Source organism: Aliivibrio salmonicida LFI1238, assembly GCF_000196495.1.
Classification (GTDB): domain Bacteria; phylum Pseudomonadota; class Gammaproteobacteria; order Enterobacterales; family Vibrionaceae; genus Aliivibrio; species Aliivibrio salmonicida.
Map to the genome: position 1 here is coordinate 1485731 of NC_011312.1, position 23629 is coordinate 1509359.

At 38.6% G+C, this 23629-nt stretch carries 25 protein-coding genes; 12 read left to right on the forward strand and 13 right to left on the reverse strand.

Translation table 11 applies throughout. The annotated features are described in order from the left end of the window. Positions 1-183: 183 nt before the first annotated feature. Positions 184-1065, reverse strand: a complete 882-nt coding sequence (locus tag VSAL_RS07335) for an IS982-like element ISVsa6 family transposase (RefSeq protein WP_012548944.1) — start codon at positions 1063-1065, stop codon at positions 184-186. 219 nt (positions 1066-1284) lie between these two features. On the opposite strand from VSAL_RS07335, the gene VSAL_RS07340 reads away from it, so the two are divergent. Continuing rightward, positions 1285-2139, forward strand: a complete 855-nt coding sequence (locus tag VSAL_RS07340; protein ID WP_012550062.1) for a DNA ligase — start codon at positions 1285-1287, stop codon at positions 2137-2139. Positions 2140-2194: 55 nt separating this feature from the next. Here the strand turns inward: VSAL_RS07340 and VSAL_RS07345 are convergent, their stop codons facing one another. From VSAL_RS07345 to rbsD, 6 genes are all read right to left on the reverse strand, one after another. After that, positions 2195-3196, reverse strand: coding sequence for a substrate-binding domain-containing protein (locus VSAL_RS07345; protein ID WP_012550063.1), 1002 nt, complete (start codon positions 3194-3196; stop codon positions 2195-2197). 75 nt (positions 3197-3271) lie between these two features. After that, positions 3272-4189 carry a ribokinase gene (gene rbsK, locus VSAL_RS07350; protein ID WP_012550064.1) on the reverse strand — a complete coding sequence of 306 codons (918 nt, stop codon included), beginning with the start codon at positions 4187-4189 and terminating at the stop codon, positions 3272-3274. 180 nt (positions 4190-4369) lie between these two features. After that, positions 4370-5248, reverse strand: a complete 879-nt coding sequence (gene rbsB / locus VSAL_RS07355; protein ID WP_012550065.1) for a ribose ABC transporter substrate-binding protein RbsB — start codon at positions 5246-5248, stop codon at positions 4370-4372. A 136-nt stretch (positions 5249-5384) separates the two neighbouring features. Next, positions 5385-6371, reverse strand: coding sequence for a ribose ABC transporter permease (gene rbsC / locus VSAL_RS07360; protein ID WP_017022796.1), 987 nt, complete (start codon positions 6369-6371; stop codon positions 5385-5387). After that, positions 6368-7882: a ribose ABC transporter ATP-binding protein RbsA gene (gene rbsA, locus VSAL_RS07365; protein ID WP_012550067.1), complete on the reverse strand. Its 1515-nt coding sequence runs from the start codon at positions 7880-7882 to the stop codon at positions 6368-6370. The genes rbsC and rbsA overlap by 4 nt, the downstream gene beginning before the upstream one ends. 60 nt (positions 7883-7942) lie before the next feature. Beyond that, complete coding sequence (gene rbsD / locus VSAL_RS07370) at positions 7943-8362, reverse strand: D-ribose pyranase (protein ID WP_012550068.1); 420 nt, start codon at positions 8360-8362, stop codon at positions 7943-7945. Between the two features lie 383 nt (positions 8363-8745). Here rbsD and VSAL_RS23640 point away from each other — a divergent pair, with 383 nt between their 5' ends. The 3 genes from VSAL_RS23640 (at position 8746) to VSAL_RS07390 (ending at position 10921) form a co-directional block, all read left to right on the forward strand. Continuing rightward, positions 8746-8907, forward strand: coding sequence for a hypothetical protein (locus VSAL_RS23640; protein ID WP_012550069.1), 162 nt, complete (start codon positions 8746-8748; stop codon positions 8905-8907). A gap of 71 nt (positions 8908-8978) precedes the next feature. Further along, positions 8979-9431, forward strand: coding sequence for a YccF domain-containing protein (locus VSAL_RS07380; protein ID WP_012550070.1), 453 nt, complete (start codon positions 8979-8981; stop codon positions 9429-9431). A gap of 1124 nt (positions 9432-10555) precedes the next feature. After that, entirely contained in the window at positions 10556-10921 is a 366-nt protein-coding gene (locus VSAL_RS07390; RefSeq protein WP_012550073.1) for a DUF4156 domain-containing protein, read from the forward strand. 128 nt (positions 10922-11049) lie between these two features. Here VSAL_RS07390 and VSAL_RS22735 read toward each other — a convergent pair. Next, positions 11050-12056 (reverse strand): IS630-like element ISVsa8 family transposase gene (locus VSAL_RS22735; RefSeq protein ID WP_085941784.1). Its coding sequence is split into 2 segments (ribosomal slippage): positions 11050-11678 and positions 11678-12056, totalling 1008 coding nucleotides; the frame shifts between segments, so codons are not numbered across the junction. 96 nt (positions 12057-12152) lie between these two features. On the opposite strand from VSAL_RS22735, the gene VSAL_RS07405 reads away from it, so the two are divergent. Further along, complete coding sequence (locus VSAL_RS07405; RefSeq protein WP_269447616.1) at positions 12153-12677, forward strand: DUF2931 family protein; 525 nt, start codon at positions 12153-12155, stop codon at positions 12675-12677. A 9-nt stretch (positions 12678-12686) separates the two neighbouring features. Next, complete coding sequence (locus tag VSAL_RS07410; protein ID WP_012550074.1) at positions 12687-13304, forward strand: DUF2931 family protein; 618 nt, start codon at positions 12687-12689, stop codon at positions 13302-13304. Between the two features lie 77 nt (positions 13305-13381). Here the strand turns inward: VSAL_RS07410 and VSAL_RS07415 are convergent, their stop codons facing one another. Then, on the reverse strand, positions 13382-14764 hold the full coding sequence (locus tag VSAL_RS07415; protein WP_012550075.1) for an MATE family efflux transporter: 1383 nt from the start codon (positions 14762-14764) through the stop codon (positions 13382-13384). A gap of 258 nt (positions 14765-15022) precedes the next feature. Between VSAL_RS07415 and VSAL_RS07420 the strand changes: the two genes are divergently transcribed. Then, the gene (locus VSAL_RS07420) at positions 15023-15634 is read left to right on the forward strand and encodes a riboflavin synthase (protein ID WP_012550076.1); all 612 of its coding nucleotides are present in this window, start codon (positions 15023-15025) and stop codon (positions 15632-15634) included. Positions 15635-15649: 15 nt separating this feature from the next. Here VSAL_RS07420 and VSAL_RS07425 read toward each other — a convergent pair whose 3' ends face one another. Then, positions 15650-15853 (reverse strand): CPXCG motif-containing cysteine-rich protein, encoded by a 204-nt coding sequence (locus VSAL_RS07425; RefSeq protein ID WP_012550077.1) that lies wholly within the window; start codon positions 15851-15853, stop codon positions 15650-15652. Positions 15854-16082: 229 nt separating this feature from the next. Continuing rightward, complete coding sequence (locus VSAL_RS07430) at positions 16083-16949, reverse strand: fructosamine kinase family protein (protein ID WP_012550078.1); 867 nt, start codon at positions 16947-16949, stop codon at positions 16083-16085. Positions 16950-17193: 244 nt separating this feature from the next. Between VSAL_RS07430 and VSAL_RS07435 the strand changes: the two genes are divergently transcribed. Continuing rightward, entirely contained in the window at positions 17194-17529 is a 336-nt protein-coding gene (locus tag VSAL_RS07435) for a DUF3802 family protein (protein ID WP_012550079.1), read from the forward strand. Positions 17530-17604: 75 nt separating this feature from the next. Here the strand turns inward: VSAL_RS07435 and VSAL_RS07440 are convergent, their stop codons facing one another. Then, positions 17605-18093 (reverse strand): NlpC/P60 family protein, encoded by a 489-nt coding sequence (locus tag VSAL_RS07440; RefSeq protein ID WP_012550080.1) that lies wholly within the window; start codon positions 18091-18093, stop codon positions 17605-17607. Positions 18094-18395: 302 nt separating this feature from the next. On the opposite strand from VSAL_RS07440, the gene VSAL_RS07445 reads away from it, so the two are divergent. Together VSAL_RS07445 and VSAL_RS07450 are read left to right on the forward strand one after the other, a co-directional pair. Beyond that, a complete protein-coding gene (locus VSAL_RS07445; protein WP_012550081.1) occupies positions 18396-19988 on the forward strand; it encodes an AbgT family transporter in 1593 nt (530 codons plus the stop codon). Between the two features lie 142 nt (positions 19989-20130). Further along, positions 20131-20820 (forward strand): pseudouridine synthase, encoded by a 690-nt coding sequence (locus tag VSAL_RS07450; RefSeq protein ID WP_012550082.1) that lies wholly within the window; start codon positions 20131-20133, stop codon positions 20818-20820. Positions 20821-20855: 35 nt separating this feature from the next. Here the strand turns inward: VSAL_RS07450 and VSAL_RS07455 are convergent, their stop codons facing one another. Further along, positions 20856-21659: a sterol desaturase family protein gene (locus VSAL_RS07455; protein ID WP_012550083.1), complete on the reverse strand. Its 804-nt coding sequence runs from the start codon at positions 21657-21659 to the stop codon at positions 20856-20858. A gap of 86 nt (positions 21660-21745) precedes the next feature. On the opposite strand from VSAL_RS07455, the gene VSAL_RS07460 reads away from it, so the two are divergent. Together VSAL_RS07460 and nagK are read left to right on the forward strand one after the other, a co-directional pair. Continuing rightward, complete coding sequence (locus VSAL_RS07460) at positions 21746-22489, forward strand: tRNA-uridine aminocarboxypropyltransferase (RefSeq protein ID WP_012550084.1); 744 nt, start codon at positions 21746-21748, stop codon at positions 22487-22489. A 126-nt stretch (positions 22490-22615) separates the two neighbouring features. Next, positions 22616-23524 (forward strand): N-acetylglucosamine kinase, encoded by a 909-nt coding sequence (gene nagK / locus VSAL_RS07465; RefSeq protein WP_012550085.1) that lies wholly within the window; start codon positions 22616-22618, stop codon positions 23522-23524. The last annotated feature ends 105 nt before the right edge of the window (positions 23525-23629 follow it).

The following is a 23629-nucleotide window of genomic DNA, read 5'->3' on the forward strand; positions in this document are numbered from 1 at the left end:
TTTCTTTTACATGAATAGTGAGATCTTAGACGATGTGGAGAGGCGTAAATTTGGCAGAGGTCAATTTACTAACAGGAATCGTTATAGTGAGTACTTGAACAGTTGAGCTCTAATGTAGAGGTTGTGCAAAAGTAATCATGCCAGAAAATTGGTAGTTAACCTGAATTCTGGATAAAACATGCTTTAAGCGAGGATTAGTTCAAATTCACATTCTGATAGCTTAATTCGTGGCTTTTGTTTTTTTAAACAATAAGCCACAACGCCTGAAATTACATTTAGCATGAAACCAGTCACGCTACGATGACGGCTATGTTCAATTTGAGAGATATTCTTCAATTGGTCATTTATCGTTTCGATAATGTATCTCTTTGATAACATAGCCTTATCAAAAGCACTTATCTCTTTTGCTTTCATGTTTTTTCGCGAGGTAGTCACTAAATCGACATCAGAGTTCTTTAAGCTCTCACTCAACTTTTTACCTATGTACCCTTTATCAGCGTACAATTTCCCCGAGAGTTCTTTGCATAAATCAGGTACAGGAGTCCTATCATTTACATTGCCAGCTGTGATTTTCAGCGAAATAATTTCTCCAAGATGGTTAATCAATAAATGAAGTTTGAAGCCGAAAAACCATCCCATGGTACCTTTTCCTCTTTTCGCAACACCATCAAAGACTTTATGGCGAGGAATTCGAATGTTATGGCATACTTTAAGACTCGTGGAGTCAACAAAAGCAATGCCAGTCGGCTTACCTTTGATAGATTGAAAATAGGCACACATTGGGGCGATTAGGCTAGGCATTTTGCTCACAAATCGAGTGTAGCTAAGTAAATTTGGAAAGTATCCTTTCCAATATTGATGAACTAACCCGATATAGAAGTTCTTGAAATCTCTATGATTTGATTGATGAAAAGCGATGACAATAGTCATACATTCACTAGTAGACATTACTGACTGACGTTTTCTTTTTCTCTCACTAGCCTCAACAAGGTATTTTTCCCATTGAGATAAGAATTGATAACAAAAATCATCGACATCACAAAATATATCAACTAATTTATTCATCTTGCCCACCTTTTAAAATACGTTCAAATAATTCTTGGTCGAAAGATCTGATCGTTAGGTGGGCAATTAGTTCAGCCTTATCCAGAATTCAGGTTAGTTACATTGAATGTAGATATAGCTCGAAATTGCGTAATAGAAGTGACTGAATTAGGGATAAATCGTTGTTCAACATGCAATGATAGAAAACATCAATATTAAAAACCATTAAGCTAGGTATCTATGAAAGTATCAACATTATCGACACTCATTGGCATCGGATTGTTCTCTGCTCCCATGCTTGCTTTTGATAAATCTAATACAGTCCCTGTTTCTGTATTGTTGGCAACAAGCTATGAAGAAGGGATAGAGGTTGATAAATATTGGGTCAGTGAAAAGCTCGATGGAATAAGAGCGTATTGGACGGGGTCAGAGTTACTTACTCGTAAAGGTCATAAAATCATGGCACCCGATTGGTTTATTGCGCCGCTTCCTAAGCACGCGATTGATGGTGAATTATGGGCCGGACGTGGTGGTTTTCAGCAAGTAGCGAGTACCGTATTAGATAGCCAACCTGATGATGAGTTATGGGCCGAAATTACGTTCATGATGTTTGATATTCCTCATTCTATTGGTATGTTTCCTCAGCGTTATTCTGACTTATCATTATTGGTGCAAGGCCTAGCAACTCCCCACCTTAAATTAGTAGAACACCACCCAATTAGCAGTGAAGATGATTTACTCAAATCCCTTGAAGAGATGGCAGTGAATAAAGGCGAAGGCTTAATGCTAAGAAAACTCGATTCTATTTATCGAGCGGGCAGAAGTGATGATCTGATCAAGTTAAAAAAACACTATGATGATGAAGCGATTATTGTGGGTTATACCGATGGAAAAGGTAAATTTGAAGGGATGGTCGGGGCGTTAATATTGCAAATGCCAAATGGACAAGAGTTTAAGATTGGCAGTGGATTAAGCAATGAAGTGCGAGAAAACCCACCAATATTAGGGCAGCAAGTGACTTATCGTTATAATGGCTTTACGGACAGTGGTATTCCTAAGTTTGCGCGATATATTGCGGTTCGTGAAAAATATTAATAGAGTTTCTACATGGATAGAAACTCTATTTTTTAATGTAGCTAGCGGCTTGATATTAAATCGTTTTAACACTGTCACGAATCATTAATGTCGGTTCCAGTTGAATGACACGATTAGTATCAGACTTAGTGGCAATCTTTTCTAACAATGAATCAACGGCTTGTTGGCCTAAACGATGCTTTGGCTGATGAATTGTGGTTAACGATGGTGTGATGTATTTCGCCATATTAATATCATCGTAACCAACCACTGAAATATCATTAGGCACCGAAATCCCTTTTTTACTCGCGCAATTAATCATGCCCATTGCCATCATGTCATTACACACAAAGAGTGCGGTTGGTAATGCCCCTCTTGCATGAAGAGCGTTAAATGCACTTTCACCGCCTTCACATTCAAAATTTCCTGAGGCGATCCAGTTTTTATTGATGGTTAATCCTGATTCTTCCATTGCTTGTACAAAGCCACTTAAACGCTGTTGCGCTTGCAGTTTATTCAATGGACCCGTTAAACAGCCAATGTCTGTGTGTCCTTGTTCTATTAAGTGTTTTGTCGCTAAATAACCGCCGTGATGAGAATTGTCTTGAATTTTATCGCTTGGAAAATCAATCAAGCCCCAATCCATCACCACCGTAGGAACGGCTTGATAACGAGAAAACAACTCAAGTACTTGATGCTCTATTTCGGTACACATTAGAAGCAAACCATCAACGCGCTTTTGAAGTAGGGTATCTAAGCTTGAATGAACACGTTCGGCATCGCCTTCGGTATTACATAAAATAAGGTTATAACCTTTCTCATAACAACGACGTTCTACGCCTTTTACCACCTCCCCAAAAAAAGGATTGGTTGATGTCGTCACGAGCATACCAAAGGTTTTCGTGTGATTTACTTTTAAGCTGCGAGCTAATGCGGATGGGGCATAGTTGAGTTCTTTAACCGCAAATGCGACGCGATCTGAAATGTCTTCACTCACAAAACGCGTTTTATTCAATACATGGCTGACAGTAGAGGTTGAAACGCCGGCATGTTTGGCTACATCTTTGATCGTTGCCATAAAATCCAATCCTTTGTTTGTGTCTTTGACTGCGTTATGAATGGCAGTCAAAGGCACTGAAATAGAGAGTAATGCTCAATGCTCTAATAGAAAACGCTCTACTTCGGTGATAGAAGGAATAGAGGTTTGAGCACCCATTCGTGTTACTGAAATTGCCGCTGCCGCGTGAGCGAATTTAATCGCATCATCCAATTTACGACCAGACTGTAGGCCAGTTAAAAATGCACCATTGAAGGTATCGCCTGCGCCTGTGGTGTCGGTAGCTTGTACTCTAAAGCCTTCCACTTGACGGCCTTTGCCATTTTTACTGATCCACACACCTTTGCTACCTAGGGTGATCATCACGGTTTCAATGCCTTTTGCATGAAGCGCATCTGCTGCGCGTTGTGCGCTTGCCATATCCGTTACTTCAATGCCTGTTAATAATTCGGCTTCAGTTTCATTTGGCGTAATCATATCAACAAGTTGTAATAAGTCATCACTTAATTGCTGAGCAGGGGCTGGGTTTAATACGACTTTCGTTCCGGCCGCTTTTGCAATTTGTGCTGCTTTTTCGATGGTTTCAATAGGGGTTTCAAGTTGCATTAATAAGGTATCAGCCGCTTCAATTAAACCATGATGAGGTGCAATGCGTTCTGCGGTTAAACGTGCGTTTGCTTCTGCTGAAATACAAATGCTGTTTTCGCCCGTTGCTGCGACTTGGATCATCGCGATACCTGTTGGGGTGTTCTCTTCGATCATTACCGCTTCGGTATTAATGCCATCAAACTTGAATGCTTCAATCATTTGTTGACCAAAATTGTCATCACCAACACTGGCAATAAAAGCAACATCTGCGCCTAATCGCGCGGCAGCAACCGCTTGGTTTGCGCCTTTACCACCAGGAATAACGGAATAGCTGTGACCGTGTAACGTCTCGCCCGGACGAGGGAAAGAAGCCACTTGTAGAACGTGATCTGCATTTACGCTACCTAAAACAACTAATTTATTCATAATGTGCCTTTGTTTCTTATTTTAAAATTGCCGGAAAATTGGCCTTAAAACGTATGGATAAATGGGTGAGAAGACTCTGTCATTTAGCGATACATTTTCTATGAGATTGAAGAGAGAGTGGAGCACTGATACTACGTTGTGAGCGCATCAATGCTCCAGTTGTATTATGTTGTTACGGTCTTATTTAGTGATAACTTTTAGTTCAACAGGGATATATTTAGCAACCGTTTCGCCTTTAAGTACTTTATCCGCCGTTTCAACACCCAGTGCACCGATTAAATCGGGTTGTTGAGCGATAGTTGCGCCCAAGATGCCACGGTTAACGGCTGCAATACCATCTTCAGTGCCATCAAAGCCGACGATTAATACGTCTTTACCTGACGCTTGCACAGCGCGAAGTGCACCCAATGCCATTTCATCATTTTGAGCAAATACCGCTTGCACATCAGGGTTTGCAGCAAGCATGTTTTCCATTACGTTTAGACCTTTAGTGCGGTCGAAATCAGCCGGTTGGCTACCAAGTAGCACTAAATCACCGCTGTTTACTGTTTTCATGAAACCTTCGCCACGTTCACGCGCAGCAGACGTACCTGCAATACCTTCCAGTTGGATAACGCGCGCTTTTTGGCCCACTTTTTCCATGATGTATTTACCCGCCATTTCACCACCAGCCACGTTATCAGACGCAATATGGCTCACTACATCACCACGGCTTGCACCACGATCAAGCGTTAGGACAGGAATTCCAGAACGGTTAGCCATGCGAATTGCATTTGATACCGCATCTGAATCGGTTGGGTTAATCAAAATGGCTTTAACACCACGAACCGTTAGATCTTCAACGTTTGAAAGCTCTTTACTTGGATCATTTTGAGAATCCAGAACAATCAGTTTGTAGCCTAGTTCTTTTGCTTTTGCTTCAGCGCCTTCTTTCATTGTTACAAAGAATGGGTTGTTCAAGGTAGAGACGACCATTGCCATTGTATCTTGAGCCGAAGCCGTCGATGAGAAAGAGGCAGAAAGTAGTGCCGCAGAGATTAAGGTTGCTAACTTTTTCATTCTATATTCCTTATAAGGGTGTAGGGTGGCACAATTCAAACAGGGTACGTTTGGTTGTGCCTTTTTATAAAAATAATAATATTGATAGAGCTAATTTTTAGTACAGCTAACGAGTTACAGGGTGGTTCTTTTGGATTTATTTGTTTTTATTATCGACTAATACGGCCAGTAAGATAACCACGGCTTTTGCGATCATTTGGTAGTAAGACGATACATCTAATAAGTTAAGTGCGTTGTTCAAGAAGCCGATAATCAAAGCACCAACAAGCGTACCCATAATACGACCTTTACCACCAGCAAGGCTTGTTCCACCAAGAACAACCGCAGCGATAGCATCTAACTCATAACCCATACCCGCGGTTGGTTGAGCAGAAGAAAGACGAGACGTTACGATTAAGCCAGCCAAAGCAGCAAGTAGACCACAGATAGCATAAACACCGATCTTAACGCGATCAACATTGATGCCCGATAAACGTGTTGCCGATTCATTGCCACCTAGCGCGTAAACATAGCGACCAAAGCGTGTGTGATTTAATAAGTACCATACCGATGCGAACACGATAACCATTAACCAGATTGGAACTGGGATACCAAGTGCATAACCCGTACCGAACCATGAAAAGCTATCAGCAACATCAGTAAAGCCAGTAGAGATAGGGCGGCCTTCTGTGTAAACCATGGTTACACCACGAAGCAACGTCATCGTTACCAGCGTTGCGATAAAGGCTTGAACTTTACCTTTGGCAATGATAATTCCGCTAATCGCACCAAGAATAGCACCTGCAAGTAAAGAGGTCGGAACCGCAATGATTGGGTGGATCTCAAGGCCAATCATCGTAGCGGCAAAGGCACCACAAAGCGCCAATACTGAGCCAACACTCAAATCAATGCCAGCGGTCAAAATAACTAATGTCATACCAACTGCGATGATCGCGTTTACCGAGGTTTGACGTAAGATATTTAGAATATTGTCGACAGTAAAAAAGTTGTCGTTTAAAAAAGAAACCACGACAATGAGTAGCAATAGTGCGATTAACGATTTTTGCTCAATCAGCCATTCTTTTGAGAACATGCCGCCTTTCTTTTTTTGCGATTCAGATGGAGTCATAGATTTAGTGCTCATGCTGTTACCTCGACGTTTTGCTGAACAGTTTTACCTACTGCACAAGCCAATAATTTTTCTTGATCGGCATCTTTAGCCATGAATTCACCACTAATATGGCCTTCATGCATCACTAAAATGCGGTCACTCATTCCTAACACTTCTGGCATTTCAGAAGAGGCTAAAATAATGCTCATGCCTTCGGCTTTAAATTGATTAATTAATTGGTAGATCTCTTTTTTCGCACCGACATCAACACCACGTGTTGGCTCATCTAAAATAAGGACTTTAGGGCGAGTCATAAGACCTTTGGCAATCGCTACTTTTTGTTGATTACCACCAGATAAGTTACCAATGATTTGGTCACGAGAAGGGGTTTTGATATTAAATAAGCGGATGAAATCTTCAACCGCCGTCACTTCTGCTTGATGATCAAGTTGAATGCCTTTTGATAATTGATCCAAAGAACATAACGACATGTTTTCTTTGACAGATAGACCTAATACTAAGCCATCGCCTTTGCGATCCTCAGAGATATAAGCAATGCCATTTGCCAGCCCATCACGAGGAGAGATAGGGTTAATCATTTTGTTATTAAGTTTGATTGCGCCACACGTCATTGGTGCAGCACCGTAGATGATTTTCATTAACTCAGTACGACCTGCACCCATCAAGCCAGAGATACCAAGGATTTCACCGCGATCTAATGAGAAACTAACATTCTCAACACCAGGACCAGACACATCGAATAATTCTAATGATTTATCACCGTGTGTTGCATCAATACGAGGGTATTGCTCATCTAATCGACGGCCTACCATCATTTCAATTAAGGTATCTTCATCAATCTCGGCAACCACACGTTCACCGATGAATTTACCATCGCGAAGCACGGTAATGTCATCACAGATCTCAAAGATCTCTTTTAGACGGTGAGAGATATAAACAATGCCACAGCCTTCATCACGTAATTCATTAATCACTTTAAACAGAGATTCGGTTTCAGTATCGGTTAACGCATCCGTTGGCTCATCCATGATGATAACTTTCGATTTGAACGACAGTGCCTTTGCAATTTCAACCATTTGTTGCTCACCTAAACTCAATTCACCTAACAGTTGACGAGAGTGGTGTTTTACATTTAAACGGTTAAGTAGGGCGTCAGCATCGCTGTACATCTCAGCCCATTTGATGCCACCAAAGACATTGGTTTTCTCACGGCCTAAGAAGATATTCTCAGCAATCGTTAATTCAGGAATAAGATTCAACTCTTGGTGAATAATACTGATACCAGATTCTTGAGAATGCTTAGGACCATTAAAGTTAACCGCTTTACCTTCGTAACGTATTTCACCCGCGTCCATTGCATAAATGCCAGTGAGAGACTTCATTAAGGTCGATTTACCGGCGCCATTTTCGCCCATTAATGCCATTACTTTACCGGGATAAACATTAAGGCAAGCGCCATCCAATGCTTTCACACCGGGGAAGGCTTTTTCAATCCCTTTTAGTTCGAGAATGGGTTGATTCATGAGTGATCCTTTCATTATTTACTACTGTGTAAGTTGCTTAATCATCGACACTAGGGTGACTTAAAAAACAACTCCAGATTGAAAAATAACATTCGCGTAAGGAGTGCATTCACCAGTACGAACTATCGCTTTACTCTGGTGAGAATGTGATTTGAATTCTTCGTGAGGGATATAAGAAATCGTGATTGGTTTACCGCGTAATTCTTCTTCGATTTGGACAAGAGTCATTAGCTCATCATGCAATTGTGGGCTAACGGTTTTGAATTCTTGGGCAACAATTACGCCTTCAATTTGCATCTCAGCAAGCGTTGCTTTTACGGTATCAATGAAGGTTGGTATCCCCTGAATTAACGCTAAATCGATTCGTTGTGATCTGTCTGGAATAGGTAAGCCAGCATCACAAATTGTAATTTCATCGGTATGGCCTAGAGAGGCAATTATGTACGATAATTCAGCATTTAATAGTGTGTTTTTCTTCATGAGAATACCCTTGATTAATAATTGATGAGCATTTACTGCGTGTTTTATACTCATCGAAACGTTTGCGTAAACGTTTCGATGGTGAATTTAGAGCAATAAATGGCTTTTTGCATCAAGGAATGTAACTAAGTGTGATCGAGCGCAGAATTACAATTGATAGAGTGGTGAATAGGAGATCTTGGTCAAATTTTGGTGAGTGAACTAGTTATGAGGAGGGGGGCATTACTCAAGAATAATTTCAATAGTTTATTTTTAATTTGTTATTGATTAAGACTAGAATGCGTATTGTGTGCTTTATGATATTATGGTTAATCGGTGTTGTTCAGCACCAAAAGTAGGATTAATGTAAAACTAAACTCTTCATCGCTAATTAAGGCACCACAATGAGAAAACGTTACACGACGGAAGGCGATACAACGTCTAAAAAAGAGAAAGAAGCCTATCCAATACTCGCATTGTGTAAAAATTGCGTAGGCAGTTATACGGTTATTAATGAGGGTGAACGAACTCATGTTGCATGTGCTAAATGTGGCGCGGATGATTAATCGTTTTATCTATGTATAATCTGGCATTGTATGTTTTATCGGTATCTCAAATTTATAAGTAAGGAAATAAAATGAGCGCAATTGGTAATTTAATCTGGTTTCTGTTTGGTGGCGTGTTTATGGGTTTAGCATGGTGCTTTTTTGGGCTTATCGCTTTTATCAGCATTATTGGAATCCCTTGGGGAAGAGCGTGTTTTGTTATCGCGGGCTTTTCATTTTTTCCTTTCGGTAAAGAAGCGATCCGTCGTGATGATTTAACGAAATCTGAAGATATAGGAACGGGTAGCCTTGGTTTTTTAGGTAATGTTCTGTGGTTTATTTTTGCTGGCTTCTGGTTGGCGATTGGTCATGTAATATCGGCAATTGCTTGCTTTGTTACTATCATTGGTATTCCATTTGCGATACAGCATTTAAAACTTGCTGCTATTTCAATTGCACCGATCGGTCAGACTATCGTTGATAAAGAAGTGGCTTCTGTAGTTCGCAATGCGAATGCAAAAATAGAAGCGGATAAGTGGAAGTAATTCTGTTCTAAAAAAGGACATCAAGTAATAGGTATGTACTTATTTTATGTCCTTTTTATTCCTACCTCTGTTCTTCATTATCGCCCGTTATTTATTTAGTTTGTGTAAACTGCGAAAGACAATACAAATCTGCTGTCATTTATTTGATTTGGCTTAAAAATAGACAATAATTAGATTGATTCTCAATTTAGTTATATTCGTTTTTTATTCGAGTACATGAGGTGAATAATGGCTCCAATGGCGATATCAAATTATCTTGGGTGGCTAATTATATTATTAGGCAGTTATCCTTTTCTTTTCGTTGCGATTAATATTTGTACCTACGAACCAATGCGTAGAAAAGTGAATATCTGGTTTAATATTCTCTGTATGTTATTAGTGGTTTTTCTTTTGGTTATGCATATGAATATAGACATTGTTTACGGTAAAGAGCTGCTTGATGCTTGGTATAGTAATAATCCACGGAAGTAGAGGTTTATCCGTAGAGAAGCACTTTTAGTCCTATAGTTTTAAGGTAAATGTATGATGAATAGTTCAACGTTGCATCATTAGCATTTACAACGGAAAGACTTGATGTTTCTTATGTTGATTTATATATCGCGTCACCAACACCTGATTTATTGGCTTCTATTGTTGATTTACTTTCTCCTTCGGTTGTTCAAGCTCTTCCTCCCTATTTTTAAAACATGAATACTCATTCCGATGCTAATTTTGGTTGACTAAAATGATCTCCGAAAGTCATTTATTTACGGTTCGTTTAGTGGATCCAATGTCCTTTATTGATTTTCTATTTCTGCATAAGTCGGATTCTGGAATCGTATATTTAGGCTATTTATTAGGTGAGATCTTCTGGTGGTGAGTTGTTTACGGATGAATAAACAGTTGCAGTGAAAGGGTGTTAATAGATAAGTTGATTGTGGGCGTTGATGTGGAAAATATCATATCTGCGAAGCGATTAGAAAAAATAGGTTTACCGTAAGGGAGGAAGGCAATGACGGTATTATCTTTGATGAATATAATTTCGTAAATAAATATTAAAAACAAGTATATAGACAACTCTTTACTTGCCTCTTCTATTATTTTGATTAAAATCCCCTCACATTTATTTGGTTAGTGATTACATAATGAAAACGCTAATGGTTAGTACAATAATAGCATCAACAATGCTATTAACAGGCTGTGTAACTTTTCCAACTCAAGAGTCTGAGAAAGTAGAGGTTGTTTGGGATGAAGTCGATGCGGTTAAAGATTGTGAACGAATGGGCATTGTATTTGGTTCAGAAGGTCATTTTTATGATTACTGGCTACATGCAGATAAAGACATGGTTTGGGGCTCATTAAACCAAATGCGAATTAAATCTGCTAAATTAGGCGCTGATACTCTATACCTATATCAACCTCTCAGTTTTTCGAGTTCAGTGACTATGTTTGGTAACGCCTATTTATGTGGAAAACCAGAAAAAAATAAGACGGCAGTGTTACCAAATTAAATCTTGTCTGTTGAGTCACTGATATGACGAGACACAAGGATGAATGAATAAGAAAGGGCAATCATGAGATTAAAAATTAATCAGGGTTGCCCTTTTCTTTATCTAGATCAAAATGTCTTGTTAAGTAGTCACGCAAAAGTTATTGTGAATTTTTCGCCGTAATAATTTAATATGTTTTTGATGTTAATACTGAGGTCTTCAAACGTTTTGAACGCTTCACATGGTAACCATTCATATTTTACTTTCTTCCACAATATCTCAATGATATTGAGCTCTGGAGAGTACGGTGGTAGATAACAAACTAATACATCATTCATCAACCACTCATGCAATTTTTGTTTAAATTTTGCTGACCTATGAAAAGAGGCATTATCTAAGATAATAAAGCATGGCTTATCGTTTTTTCGTGCGTTGATAAAGTGCTCAAATGCATCAATTACTGTATCGGTAGTTACTCTTCCTTCCGTTGTTTGAAAACTCAATTTACCTTGTCTACTTAAGAAGCCAAGAACATTGAGCCGTTTGCTGTGTGAATGAGCAGGCCTTAGCGATTGAACACCGATAGGTCCCCAACAATAAGGAAGATTAGATTTCTGACTAAAGCCTGACTCATCAAAATAAAAGAGTTCACATTTATTCGTACGTTCCATTTCAATCAATGAATTCAATATATTACTGAAATTATTGAATTTCATATCGTCACGCTTTAACTTTAATGAGTGTCGGGCTCTTTTGTAACTGTAATCACTTTTTTTATATTTCGTTTAATAGTGTCTAAGCTGGATTTTTTACCTGTTTCTTCTTCAAGTATTGCTTGTGCTCGTTTAAGTTGATGTGGCTCTTCATCAACCAATGACTTCAAACGATATACTTCTGCTTCTGTGTAAATAGGTTTTCTACCTATACGAACAGCGTCATACAATCCGAGCATTCCACAGGCTTCCCAATGGTCTATCCATGACGATATGGTCTCAAATTTAGCGTCTAAAATATCAGTTAACGCTAAAATAGAGTAGCCTTTATCACTGAGAATAATCGCATGTGCTCGTATTCTTACTCTATTTTTTGGATGATTAGCGATCGCTTCTTTTAGGGTTATTTTTTCATTGTCTGTTAAAGGATTAACTGCTTTCATTATGATATAGACACTGACGTTAAAATACTCATTTTAATACCATATGGATATATGGATATATGGTAAAGGCGAAATCTTCATTCTCGAAAACTTATCATTAACTACTTAGCACCCAAGTATTATACTGCAATGACAGAATCATTACTTATTGTCGGAGAGAAAAAACAAGGGGGATGGACTGGTATGGTTGGAACTTATACTACGGAGTCGTTAAGTCCACTTAATTGGGATGGAGGAGAGCGCTTTCATTCAGGTTATTCAATTAAAAGTACTGAATTACCCGGCTTGTTTTATATACGGTGGCACTCTTTATCAAACAAAAAAACGTACAATAAGAATATTAGAGTTTCTGAAGATATTAGAGATAAAATGAAGAATTATCATGATATTCGTTGTGGGAAAAGTAATAAACTTCGTCCATATAAAAATAATATTTTATTAGGCTTAGCTCCAGATGGAATGATTTCGGTATTTCTTAATGGTGGCTGTTTTGATAATGAACTGCAGTTTAAAGTGCAAGCGACTGAATATAAAGTATCCGATGATTTTGTGTATCCAGAATTAAGTGAAGAAGCACAAGCGTATGTTGATGAGCATGGCGTCCCCGTTGGTATTTGGTAGGTATATAAAATGATTAAGATAATCCTAAGTATTTTTTGTTTACTGTTATCTGGCTGTGGAAGCTCTCTATTTGAGAAACAAAAGCAATTAGATGAATGGACAATATCAACGATGTCACCAAAATATTATACGGTGAGGGGGGATACATTACTAATTGTTGGAGAGAAGAAGTCGGGTGGATGGAAAGGTATGATTGGCAAGGCGACAATGGAATCATTAGATCCTCTTAATTGGGAGGGGTTAGAACGATTTCATTCAGGCTATTCAATTAAAAGTACTGAATTACCCGGTTTATTTTATATTCGATGGCACTCTTTATCTAATAAAAAAACGTACAATAAAAGCGTTCGAGTATCAGAAGAAATACGAAAGAAAATGAGCGAATACCATGATATGAGGTGTGGATTCAATAATGGTCTATATCCATATAAAGATAATATATTATTAGGCTTAGCCCCTGATGGTATGATCTCTGTCTTTCTAAATGGCACGTGCTTTAAAAATGAACTGCAATTTAAAGTACAAGCGATAGAATATAAAGTATCCGATGATTTTATATATCCAGAATTAAGTGAAGAAGCACAAGCGTATGTTGATGAGCATGGCGTCCCCGTTGGTATTTGGTAGGTATAAATATAGATCTTCACATAATAAAAATCCCCAAGGAGAAGTACTCTTTGGGGATTTTTATTTTGAATATGGGATTAATGCATTACTTGCAATTCATCGACTTCCATATTGATGTGTTGTGGGTTTTTCTGTAGCCAACGTAAACGTAAGCTTAATAGGATAGCAGCGGTACTTAAACCACCAATAAAGCCAATCCAGAAACCGTAAACACCCATAGGCTCAACGATCCAATCCGTCATGCCTAGAATGTATCCCGCAGGCAAACCGACAATCCAATAAGAGATAAACGTACGTTTAAAGATTGCTGTCATGTCTTTATAGCCACGCAATGCACCAGCAGCAACAACTTGCACTGCATCAGTACATTGGTAAACCGCAGCCAATAACATTAAGCTTACCGCGAGATGTACTACTTCGACGTTGTCTGTGTATAAATAAGCAATAGATTCGCGAAAAAGTACGGTTAAAATAGCGGTACAAAATGCCATTAATAGACCAAAAGCCAAACCGCAATAGCTTGCAATTCGTGCTCCTTCAAGATCATTTTCACCTAATTTTTGACCTACGCGAATACTTACTGCAATCGCAATGCTCATTGGCACCATAAAGATCAATGAAGAGAAGTTAATCGCCACCTGATGGGCAGCAACAACGGTAGAGCCTAATGGGGAAACCAATAGAGCAACCGCTGCAAATAAGGTTACTTCAAAGAAAATAGACAAGGCAACAGGAAGACCCAGCTTAAATAAGCGATAGATTTCTTTTAGTTGTGGTTTGTTCCAGTTTTCATATAAGTTTACGCGGCGTAGCTTTGGCGCTACAAACGTATAAATGATCATCGCAACAAACATCAGCCAGTAGACAATAGCGGTTGCAATACCACAACCAACACCACCTAGGGGAGGGGCACCAAGCTTGCCATATACAAACATCCAGTTTAGAGGGATGTTAGCGGCAAGACCGATAAAACCAATGACCATTGCAGGTATCGTTAATGACAAACCTTCGCAGAAACTGCGCAATGCTTGGAATAATAAAAACGCAGGTGCGGCCCACAATACGGCGTGTAAGTAACCTTTAGTTTTTTCATATAACTCAGGCTCAACATTCATTAATGCAATGATATGTCCGGCGTTGTAAAGGATAACCATAATAGGAATAGAGATCAGTAGGGCTAAATAAATGCCCTGATGGATCTCAAAAGGAATTTTTTTCGATTTTCCTGAACCATTCAGTTGAGCAACAACAGGCACAAGTGCCATTAGTAAACCAACACCAAATAATATAGCAGGCAGCCAAACACTGGCTGCAATCGCAACGGCTGCCATGTCGGTAGCACTTACGCCACCTGCCATTACTGTATCGACAAACCCCATGCCTGTTTGAGCAACACTCGCAATTAGAACAGGGGTAGATAGCTTGATTAAGCGAACGATTTCTTTTTGGTATCTGTGCACTGATTCACCGTGGATATTAATATGTAAAGGTTATAGCGATGACTTTTAGAGCCGATCATGAGATCGAATAAAAAGAGATATAAGGGTCTGATTGAGTGCTTTAAACAGGAGTCTGTCAAAGGTAAGCAGAATCCGACAGTATATAGAGTAAGTACAACTTCACAAAATGAAATATTCAACGTATTGTGATATTTTTAAAAATAGAGAGAGTTAAATAATGCTCTTGAATTTTTAGTATCAAATTGATTGGAGAGACGGATGTTTACTGGGATTGTAGCAACGACGGCAAAGGTTATTGATATCATTAAAAAAGAGAACTTTCAGACTCATATTGTTGAAATTCTTGAACCTTACAATCATGAATTAGAAATAGGGGCTTCTGTTGCTCATAACGGGTGCTGTTTGACGGTGACTAAAATTGATGGCAACAAAGTCTGGTTTGATTTGATTGAAGAAACGTTACGTTTAACCAACCTTGGTTTCTTAAGTATTGGGCAACGAGTCAATATTGAGCGTGCCGCTCGGTTTGGTGATGAGATTGGTGGTCATTCAATGTCAGGTCATATTGTTGATATTATGATCGTAAGGGAAGTGATTAAAACCCCCGCGAACTGTAAAATTTGGTTTGATGTTCCACCTACATGGCTCAAATATGTGTTACATAAAGGGTATGTTGGTGTCGATGGAATTAGTCTTACGATTGGTGACGTTGATGCAAAGGGATTTAACGTGAATCTTATCCCTGAAACTCTAGAGAGAACGAATTTAAGTGAGCGTATTGTGGGTGATAAAATTAATTTAGAAATTGATCCGCAAACCCAAGCTATTGTCGATACGATTGAGCGAGTATTAGCGAACCAAAATAATTAATTTGATCATAATGAATTAAAACAGCCCGTCTTCATTACTGTCTATCGATAAGTTTATCGTACTGTTATGCGGGTTAACGGTCATTTTCATTTCAATAGCACGATGGCAAGATGGGCAATCATCATACACCTGCTGACTACGTTGATTTTGACCGATTACCATATCAATAGAGTGCTGACAATTTGGGCATTCTATATTTTTCGTAATGTAATTATTCAAAATAAACTCCTTCTAATTGTACTGCAATTACCGCCGAGGTTCTTGGCGCATCATATTGTTAGAAAAGTCTGCAACAATGTGACTAGTCAATAATAGAAAAAAGAGTTGGTTTTTGCAGTGAATTAAGTGGAAAGGTTGACTTAGGGCTTATTTTTTAAAGGCTTGATAAATAAGATATAAAAAATGAGGTGATAAAGATCACCTCAAACTGTTTTTAATATTTAGCTGCTCAATGGGTTAGGTTTAATTTATCGATCAATTGTTGAGCATGGTTTAAATATTCACCACCGAACATATTACAGTGGTTGAGTACGTGATAAAGATTATAAAGGTTTTGACGAGTTTCAAACCCCTCCTCAATGTTACGGATAGACAAATAACCTTCAAAAAAACTGTCTTGAAAACCACCAAATAGTGTTGCCATGGCAAGATCGCATTCAGGATCTCCCCAGTAGCAAGCTGGATCATAAACTATCGGACCTTTAACACTGAGTGACACATTACCATGCCAGAAATCGCCATGCAGTAATGAGGGTTTAGGATTATGATTGTGTAGGATTTTCTTTGAATTATTAACAAGGGTGTCGATATCTCCTAAAAACATCCCTTTTTCATGCAATAGTTGAAGTTGCCAACCAATGCGTTGTTCCGCAAAAAAACAGTCCCATCTTCGATGCCATGTATTTACTTGTAATACACTACCAAGATAGTTATCGCCGTCAAAACCGTATTCTAATTGGTCGCCCCACAAATGGTGGTGGGCAAGACTAATGCCTAAGTCATAAGAGGCCTTTTTATCCATGACTTTGGTTGGAAGATAATTTAGAACAAGAAAAGAGTGAGTTTTAGTTACTCCGATATGAATAGGTTTTGGAACAAAAATATGATCTGATTTATCGAGTTGAGTCAGACTTTCCAGTTCAGTTTCAAAGATAGGAAGCTCAGCCCGATCATTTACTTTTACAAAATAACGTTCAGATCCATTACTGATCATATAGCAGTCATTTATCTCGCCACCATTAATGGTTTCACGATCTGAGATGGTAAAAGGGCGTTTTGTCACGTCAGAGATTTGTTGAGCGATTGCTTGCCACATAATTGCCTCTCTTGTGTCTAAAAATATCTTCATTAATCATAGTGTATTTTTGATAAATATCTGTGAAGTACAGCTAAAAGCGTTAAATATTTAATCTAAATAAGTTGTTGAAGTAATTGAAAAGTCAAGGTTGAAAGGTAATGGTTGAGCATTATTCTCGAATTTGATAAATTAACCATCAGTGCCTAATTTAATGGGTATATTATGACAATGAACACTTACTATTATAAAAAATGGGCAGATTATGGTGATTAATTCAGATGGGTACCATGCGCTAATTGAATACTTGACCGAGCATCTAGCAATCTTTGCTAATCAGCAAGGGGATACAGGCGAAGAAACAGTAGAAGATATTGTGACTGATCTTGTTGCTTCTAATCTTATGGCGGTATTCCAACAGAATCCAGAGTTAGATCCTGATGTTCGTTTTACGTTAATGCGTGAAGCCGATGCAGTTGTGGCGGATTTAGGTGAAGTACTTGCAAGTGCTTGGGTTCAAAAAGCGACGAACGAACAAGTTATGTTTTTAGATGATTATATTGGCTTAATTAAAAATCTTTTTGATAGTGCTTTTAAATAATTAGACAATAAATTAATGAAGCTAAGAGAATTAAGGTAAATACTTATCTATTTTTTCTTAGCTTTTTTATGAAAATTACAACACTCGCCTTGCTTGCCAATACGCTTTTTTCCAATATGGATTATCAAGACTTGAGATAATGACGCCTTTTGATGTTGAAGCATGCATGAATTCACGGTTTCCAATATACACACCTACATGTCTTACTTTTATTCCTGTTTTAAAGAAAATAAGATCGCCTTTCTTTGCATTTACGAGCGCAATTTTCTGCCCCGTTGATATTTGATACTCAGTCGTTCTAGGTAAAGATAATTGATGTAATGTTTGAAGTGCGTCTTGAGTAAAAGCTGAGCAATCCACACCATCTTTACTTATTCCACCGTATTTATAAGGGACGCCTTGCCATTCTCGAAAATAATCTTGATAGCCATCGGATTGCTTCAACTGTGGGTATTTAACTTCAATATCTTGTTTCGATAATTGTTGGGAGGGTGGCGTAGAGCTACAGCCTGCGATGCTACTTAATAGGATAAAGCCAAAGATTAAAGAGATATTGCGAGTCATGATAAAAATCCTAATGCGTTTTCTCTATTATTGCATAGAAATAACGTTGAAGACATCAAGTGATTGTGAATAAGATGTTGTAATAGTTAATTGGTATAACTGCTTTTTGTTCGTTTAATAGTCATAACACCTGTATTTGAAATATTTTGTGACATTTTACACTTTTAATGCATTTTACAATCGAGTAACCTTTGTTTAAATTTTGGATGTACTTACTTTTAACTAAACACTTACATTTTAGTCGTTTTGATAGACATGAGGTGATTAAATTAAATCAGTAAGATTAAAACAAGGAGTTACAGATGAGTTCGTCTGCATCGCAACAAAAAAACCAACAACAGCCAAAAAGGCCGTTGTTCACTCGTTTTCTTGATTCTGTTGAATATTTAGGAAACCTTTTACCACACCCAATCACTCTTTTTGCAATCTTTTGTGTGGCAATTCTCGTTCTTTCTGGCATTGCTGGTTATTTTGAAGTCTCAGTTATCGATCCTCGTCCTGAAGGGGAAAAAGGACGTGCAGCTGACGGCATGATCCATGGCATCAGTTTATTTAATGCAGAAGGCTTACAACTTATTGTGACTAACTTAGTGAAAAACTTTGTTGGTTTCGCTCCGTTGGGTACCGTTCTTGTCGCAATGCTTGGTGTTGCAATCGCTGAGCATTCAGGCATGTTATCTGCTGCTATGCGTGGCATGGTAATGGGCGCCTCTAAGCGAATGGTTACCGTAACCGTCGTATTTGCCGGTATTATCTCAAATACAGCCTCTGAGCTTGGTTATGTCGTACTTATCCCACTTGCGGCGATGCTGTTCCATTCACTCGGTCGTCATCCGTTAGCCGGTCTTGCTGCTGCATTCGCTGGTGTTTCTGGTGGTTACTCTGCAAACCTTCTTATCGGTACCGTTGACCCACTGCTTTCTGGTATTACAGAAACTGCAGCGCAAATGATTGATCCAACGTACACCGTAGGTCCTGAAGCAAACTGGTACTTTATGTTTGTATCTACTTTCTTCATTGCAATCACGGGTGCGTTTGTAACTGAGAAAATTATTGAACCGAAATTAGGTAAATACAATGATGAAGAAGCAGCAGAAGATCTATCAAATGATAAGATGGGTAAACTGACCGCCGTTGAAAAGAAAGGGCTTAAGTTTGCTGGTGTGGCTGTTCTGATTGTCAGTGCGTTACTTGCATGGACGATAGTTCCTGAAGATGGCGTATTACGTTCAGCAACAGGTACGGTTTCAGGGTCTCCATTCCTTAAAAGTATTGTGGCATTCATCTTTGTATTCTTTGCTGTTCCGGGTTTTGTTTACGGTAAAATCGTAGGTACAATGAAGAACGACAGAGATGTGATCAATGCAATGGCAACATCAATGTCTTCAATGGGCATGTATATTGTTCTTGTGTTCTTTGCTGCACAGTTTGTTGCTTTTTTTAAGTGGACTAACTTTGGTCAAGTCATTGCAGTTGGCGGTGCGAGTTTCTTACAAGACGTTGGCCTTACTGGACCTATGTTATTCTTCGCATTCATCTTAATGTGTGGTTTCATTAACTTGATGATTGGTTCGGCTTCTGCTCAGTGGGCAGTCACTGCACCTATCTTCGTGCCAATGTTAATGTTAGTGGGTTACGCACCAGAAACAATTCAAGCCGCGTATCGTATCGGCGATTCAACAACGAATATCATTACACCAATGATGAGTTACTTTGGTTTAATCCTTGCGGTAGCAACGCGTTACATGAAGAATCTAGGTATTGGTACATTGATTGCGACCATGCTTCCATACTCAATCTGCTTTATGTTTGGTTGGAGTATTCTGTTCTACCTATGGGTATTCGTATTTGGTTTACCAGTAGGTCCTGGCGCTGCAACGTTCTACACACCATAATAGGCAATAGAATAAAAGCTAGGTTCGTAATAAATAGCAAAAAAACTAAAAAGGCGATCTTCGGATCGCCTTTTTTGATCGTTGCTTATTTATAAAGAGAAAGGATAATAGGATGATAATAAGTCCTTATAGTGTGAGCCTTATGCGCCTTGATAAATTTGTTTGTAAAAGTACGACGTTAACAAAAAACGAAGCGCTTGAATGCATTGCTGAGGGAAGAGTAAAAGTGAATGCTAAGATTGTTACCGTTGAATCGACTCAAGTGCATGAGAACAACCATGTGACACTCAATGGTGATTTATTGACTGCTCGTCCTTTTCGCTACTTACTCATGAATAAACCTGCTAATACGATTTGTTCAAACATCGATGAAGCCTATCCCTCCTTATTCAACTATATTAAAGAAGGTAATAATTCGGAATTGCACATTGCTGGGCGTTTAGATTCAGATACCACTGGCCTTGTGCTTATTACCGATGACGGTCGATGGTCATACAATATTATTACGCCATCAAAGAAATGCGAGAAAGTATATCGAGTTGGTTTACGTAATATAATTACCAGTGAGGCAATAATCAAGATCGAGTTAGGTGTGCAACTGCAAGGGGAAGTAGAGTTAACAAGGCCTGCTAAATTGAAGATTATTACAGAGAGAGAAGTATTACTGACCATTATTGAAGGTAAGTTCCATCAGGTAAAACGTATGTTTTCTGCTGTTGGAAATAAAGTGATTTTATTGCATAGAGAGCAGTTCGGAGAGATCAGTTTGGATGTAAATGAAGGTGAATGGCGTTATTTAACTGATTATGAAGTTAACTCATTTGAGTATTAAGTAAGGTGCCATTGAAGGCACCTCATCAATAAACGTTATTTTTTCCTAAATGGTTGAGTCAACATTTTGTCTAACCGTTGCTCTTTTTCGCTTCTAAATAAAGCGGTCCCTATTTTCATGTCTTCGTGCCCATCTCTTGGTCTCACTAAATACGTTTTTCCAATACGATCCCAAATAGATAAAAAGAACCCATAGTTGTTATTCATCTCGGTGACATGGATTGAATGGTGAACTCTGTGCACATCAGGGGTAATAAGTAAGGTTCTGATGTAACGATCTAACCATCGTGGAATATGGAGATTACTGTGATTAAACATTGCACTTACATTCAAAATTATTTCAAAGACAATGACGGCTTCAACTGGAATCCCTAAGATCCCGATGGCCGCAATTTTTATCAACATGGATAAAATAATTTCTACCGGATGAAATCGAGTTCCTGTCGTTAAATCAATGTCTTGGTCAGAATGGTGCATTCGATGTAAGCGCCATAATGAAGGAACACGATGAAAAGCACGGTGCTGCCAATAGATAATCCAATCTAACAATAAAATAGAAAGGAGAAATGTCAAAAAGTAAGGGGTTCCAAGGTAATTAAAGACTCCAAAATTTTCTTGTTGTGCGATATAAGCTGCATCAATGGCTAATAGCGGTAAGGCTAGGCGTAGAACAATACTATTAAATACGATTAAACCAAGGTTATTTACCCAGCGTAATGATTTTTTTTGAGTCAACTTTTTACGTGGCCATTTATACTCAACCAAAGCAAAAAGGATGAAAGCAGCGACAAAGCAGCCAAGGCGGATAGTGTCACTTTGTTCAATCCAGCTATTTTCCATGAGGAATTCTCTTATAGAACTTGTTATTACCGACACTGTAAGTAAAATGCGCTTTTTTTTCCATATAAATAGCTTGGTTATTGTAAATGCGTATTCACTCAGTTCATCAATTACACAAAGAAAGACTAGCTCGCTCCACAAAACCCTTTAATGCGCGTGGTGGAAATGTGGATCGTTGTGAATTTTGCCAAGTACGTAAAGATTATTGTATTTGTGAATATCAGCCGCAAGCAGCATCAAAGGCGGCTTTTTTATTAATCATGTTTGATACCGAAGTGCTTAAACCAAGTAATACGGGGAAATTGATTGCTGATGTTATTCCTGATACTCACGCTTATCTTTGGTCCCGCACTGAACCAAACCCTGAATTATTAGCACTATTGAAAGACGAATCTTATCAACCTTTTGTTATTTTTCCTGAAGAGTTAATCGAAAATAAGAGCTTAGTGAGAAATGATATTGTGGTTGAAGAGGGGAAAACTCCGTTATTTATTCTTCTTGATGGTAGTTGGCGTGAAGCTGGGCGTATGTATCGTAAAAGTGTGTATTTACATCATTTGCCTGTCTTGTCGTTTAACCGTGAGCACCTTTCTAATTACATCATGCGTAAAGCAACGAAAGATCATCAATTAGCGACAGCTGAAGTGGCCAGTTTGGTATTGGATTTATTGGGTGAAAAAGAGAATGCAAAGCACCTTGAGTGTTGGTTTGATTTATTTCGAGAGCATTATCTTTACAGTAAACGTCCAGTGAAAGGTGCAGAAAGAGGAATGGGCCTAAAACGCTTGATTGAATTTCGTACAGAACTGAAAGTTAATAACTTAATCTAATGACAATTTGAGGTTCATCTCACATTAAATTAGGCTTAATTCTGCGTAGGTCACAGTCTGTATTTATAAAAATTAGGTAAGATAACACCATAAAAAATTAAAATAAATTTAGGACAAGGATACCTTATGTACTACGGTTTTGATGTGGGTGGAACAAAGATTGAATTTGGTGCGTTTAATGAAAAATTAGAACGTGTCGCGACAGAACGAATTCCAACTCAAACTGAAGATTATTCACTTTTAGTTAATGATATCGCCAGCTTAATCGCAAAATATGATGCGGAATTTGGTGTTGAAGGTAAGGTCGGTTTAGGCATTCCAGGAATGGAAGATGCAGAAACGGGCGCTTTACTTACCAGTAATGTCCCTGCGGCAAAAGGTCAATTTTTACGAAAAGATCTGGAAGCAAAAATTGGTCGCTCAGTTAAAATTGATAATGATGCGAACTGTTTTGCACTATCAGAAGCATGGGATGAAGAATTAAAAGATTCACCCTCAGTGCTTGGGTTGATTCTTGGGACTGGTTTTGGTGGTGGTTTAGTCTTTGATGGCAAAGTATTCTCAGGGTATAGCCACGTTGCGGGAGAGTTAGGCCATTCTCGTTTACCGATTGATGCATGGTTTCATTTAGGTGAGAAAGCACCGTTACTTGAATGTGGTTGTGGTAACAAAGGTTGTATTGATAATTACCTTTCTGGTCGTGGTTTTGAGTTACTTTATGCTCATTATTATGGCCAAGAAAAGAAAGCGATAGATATTATCAAAGCAAATGAAGCGGGTGATGCCGATGCGGTTGAACACGTTGATCGCTTTATGGAATTATTGGCGATTTGTTTTGCTAATCTATTTACTTGCTTTGACCCACATGTCGTTGCTCTAGGTGGCGGCTTATCAAACTTTGCACTGATTTATGATGAATTACCAAAGCGTTTACCAAAGCACTTGTTGTCGGTTGCGCGTGTACCTCGCATTATTAAAGCGAAACATGGCGATTCAGGTGGTGTTCGTGGCGCCGCGTTCTTGAATATCAAATAACGTAATGGTTAGATGATGAGATAGATAGTTACAGGTAATAAGAAAATGCACATAAAAAAAGAGCCTCATGTTAGTGATAACAGAGGCTCTTTTTTGTGTTTAGCT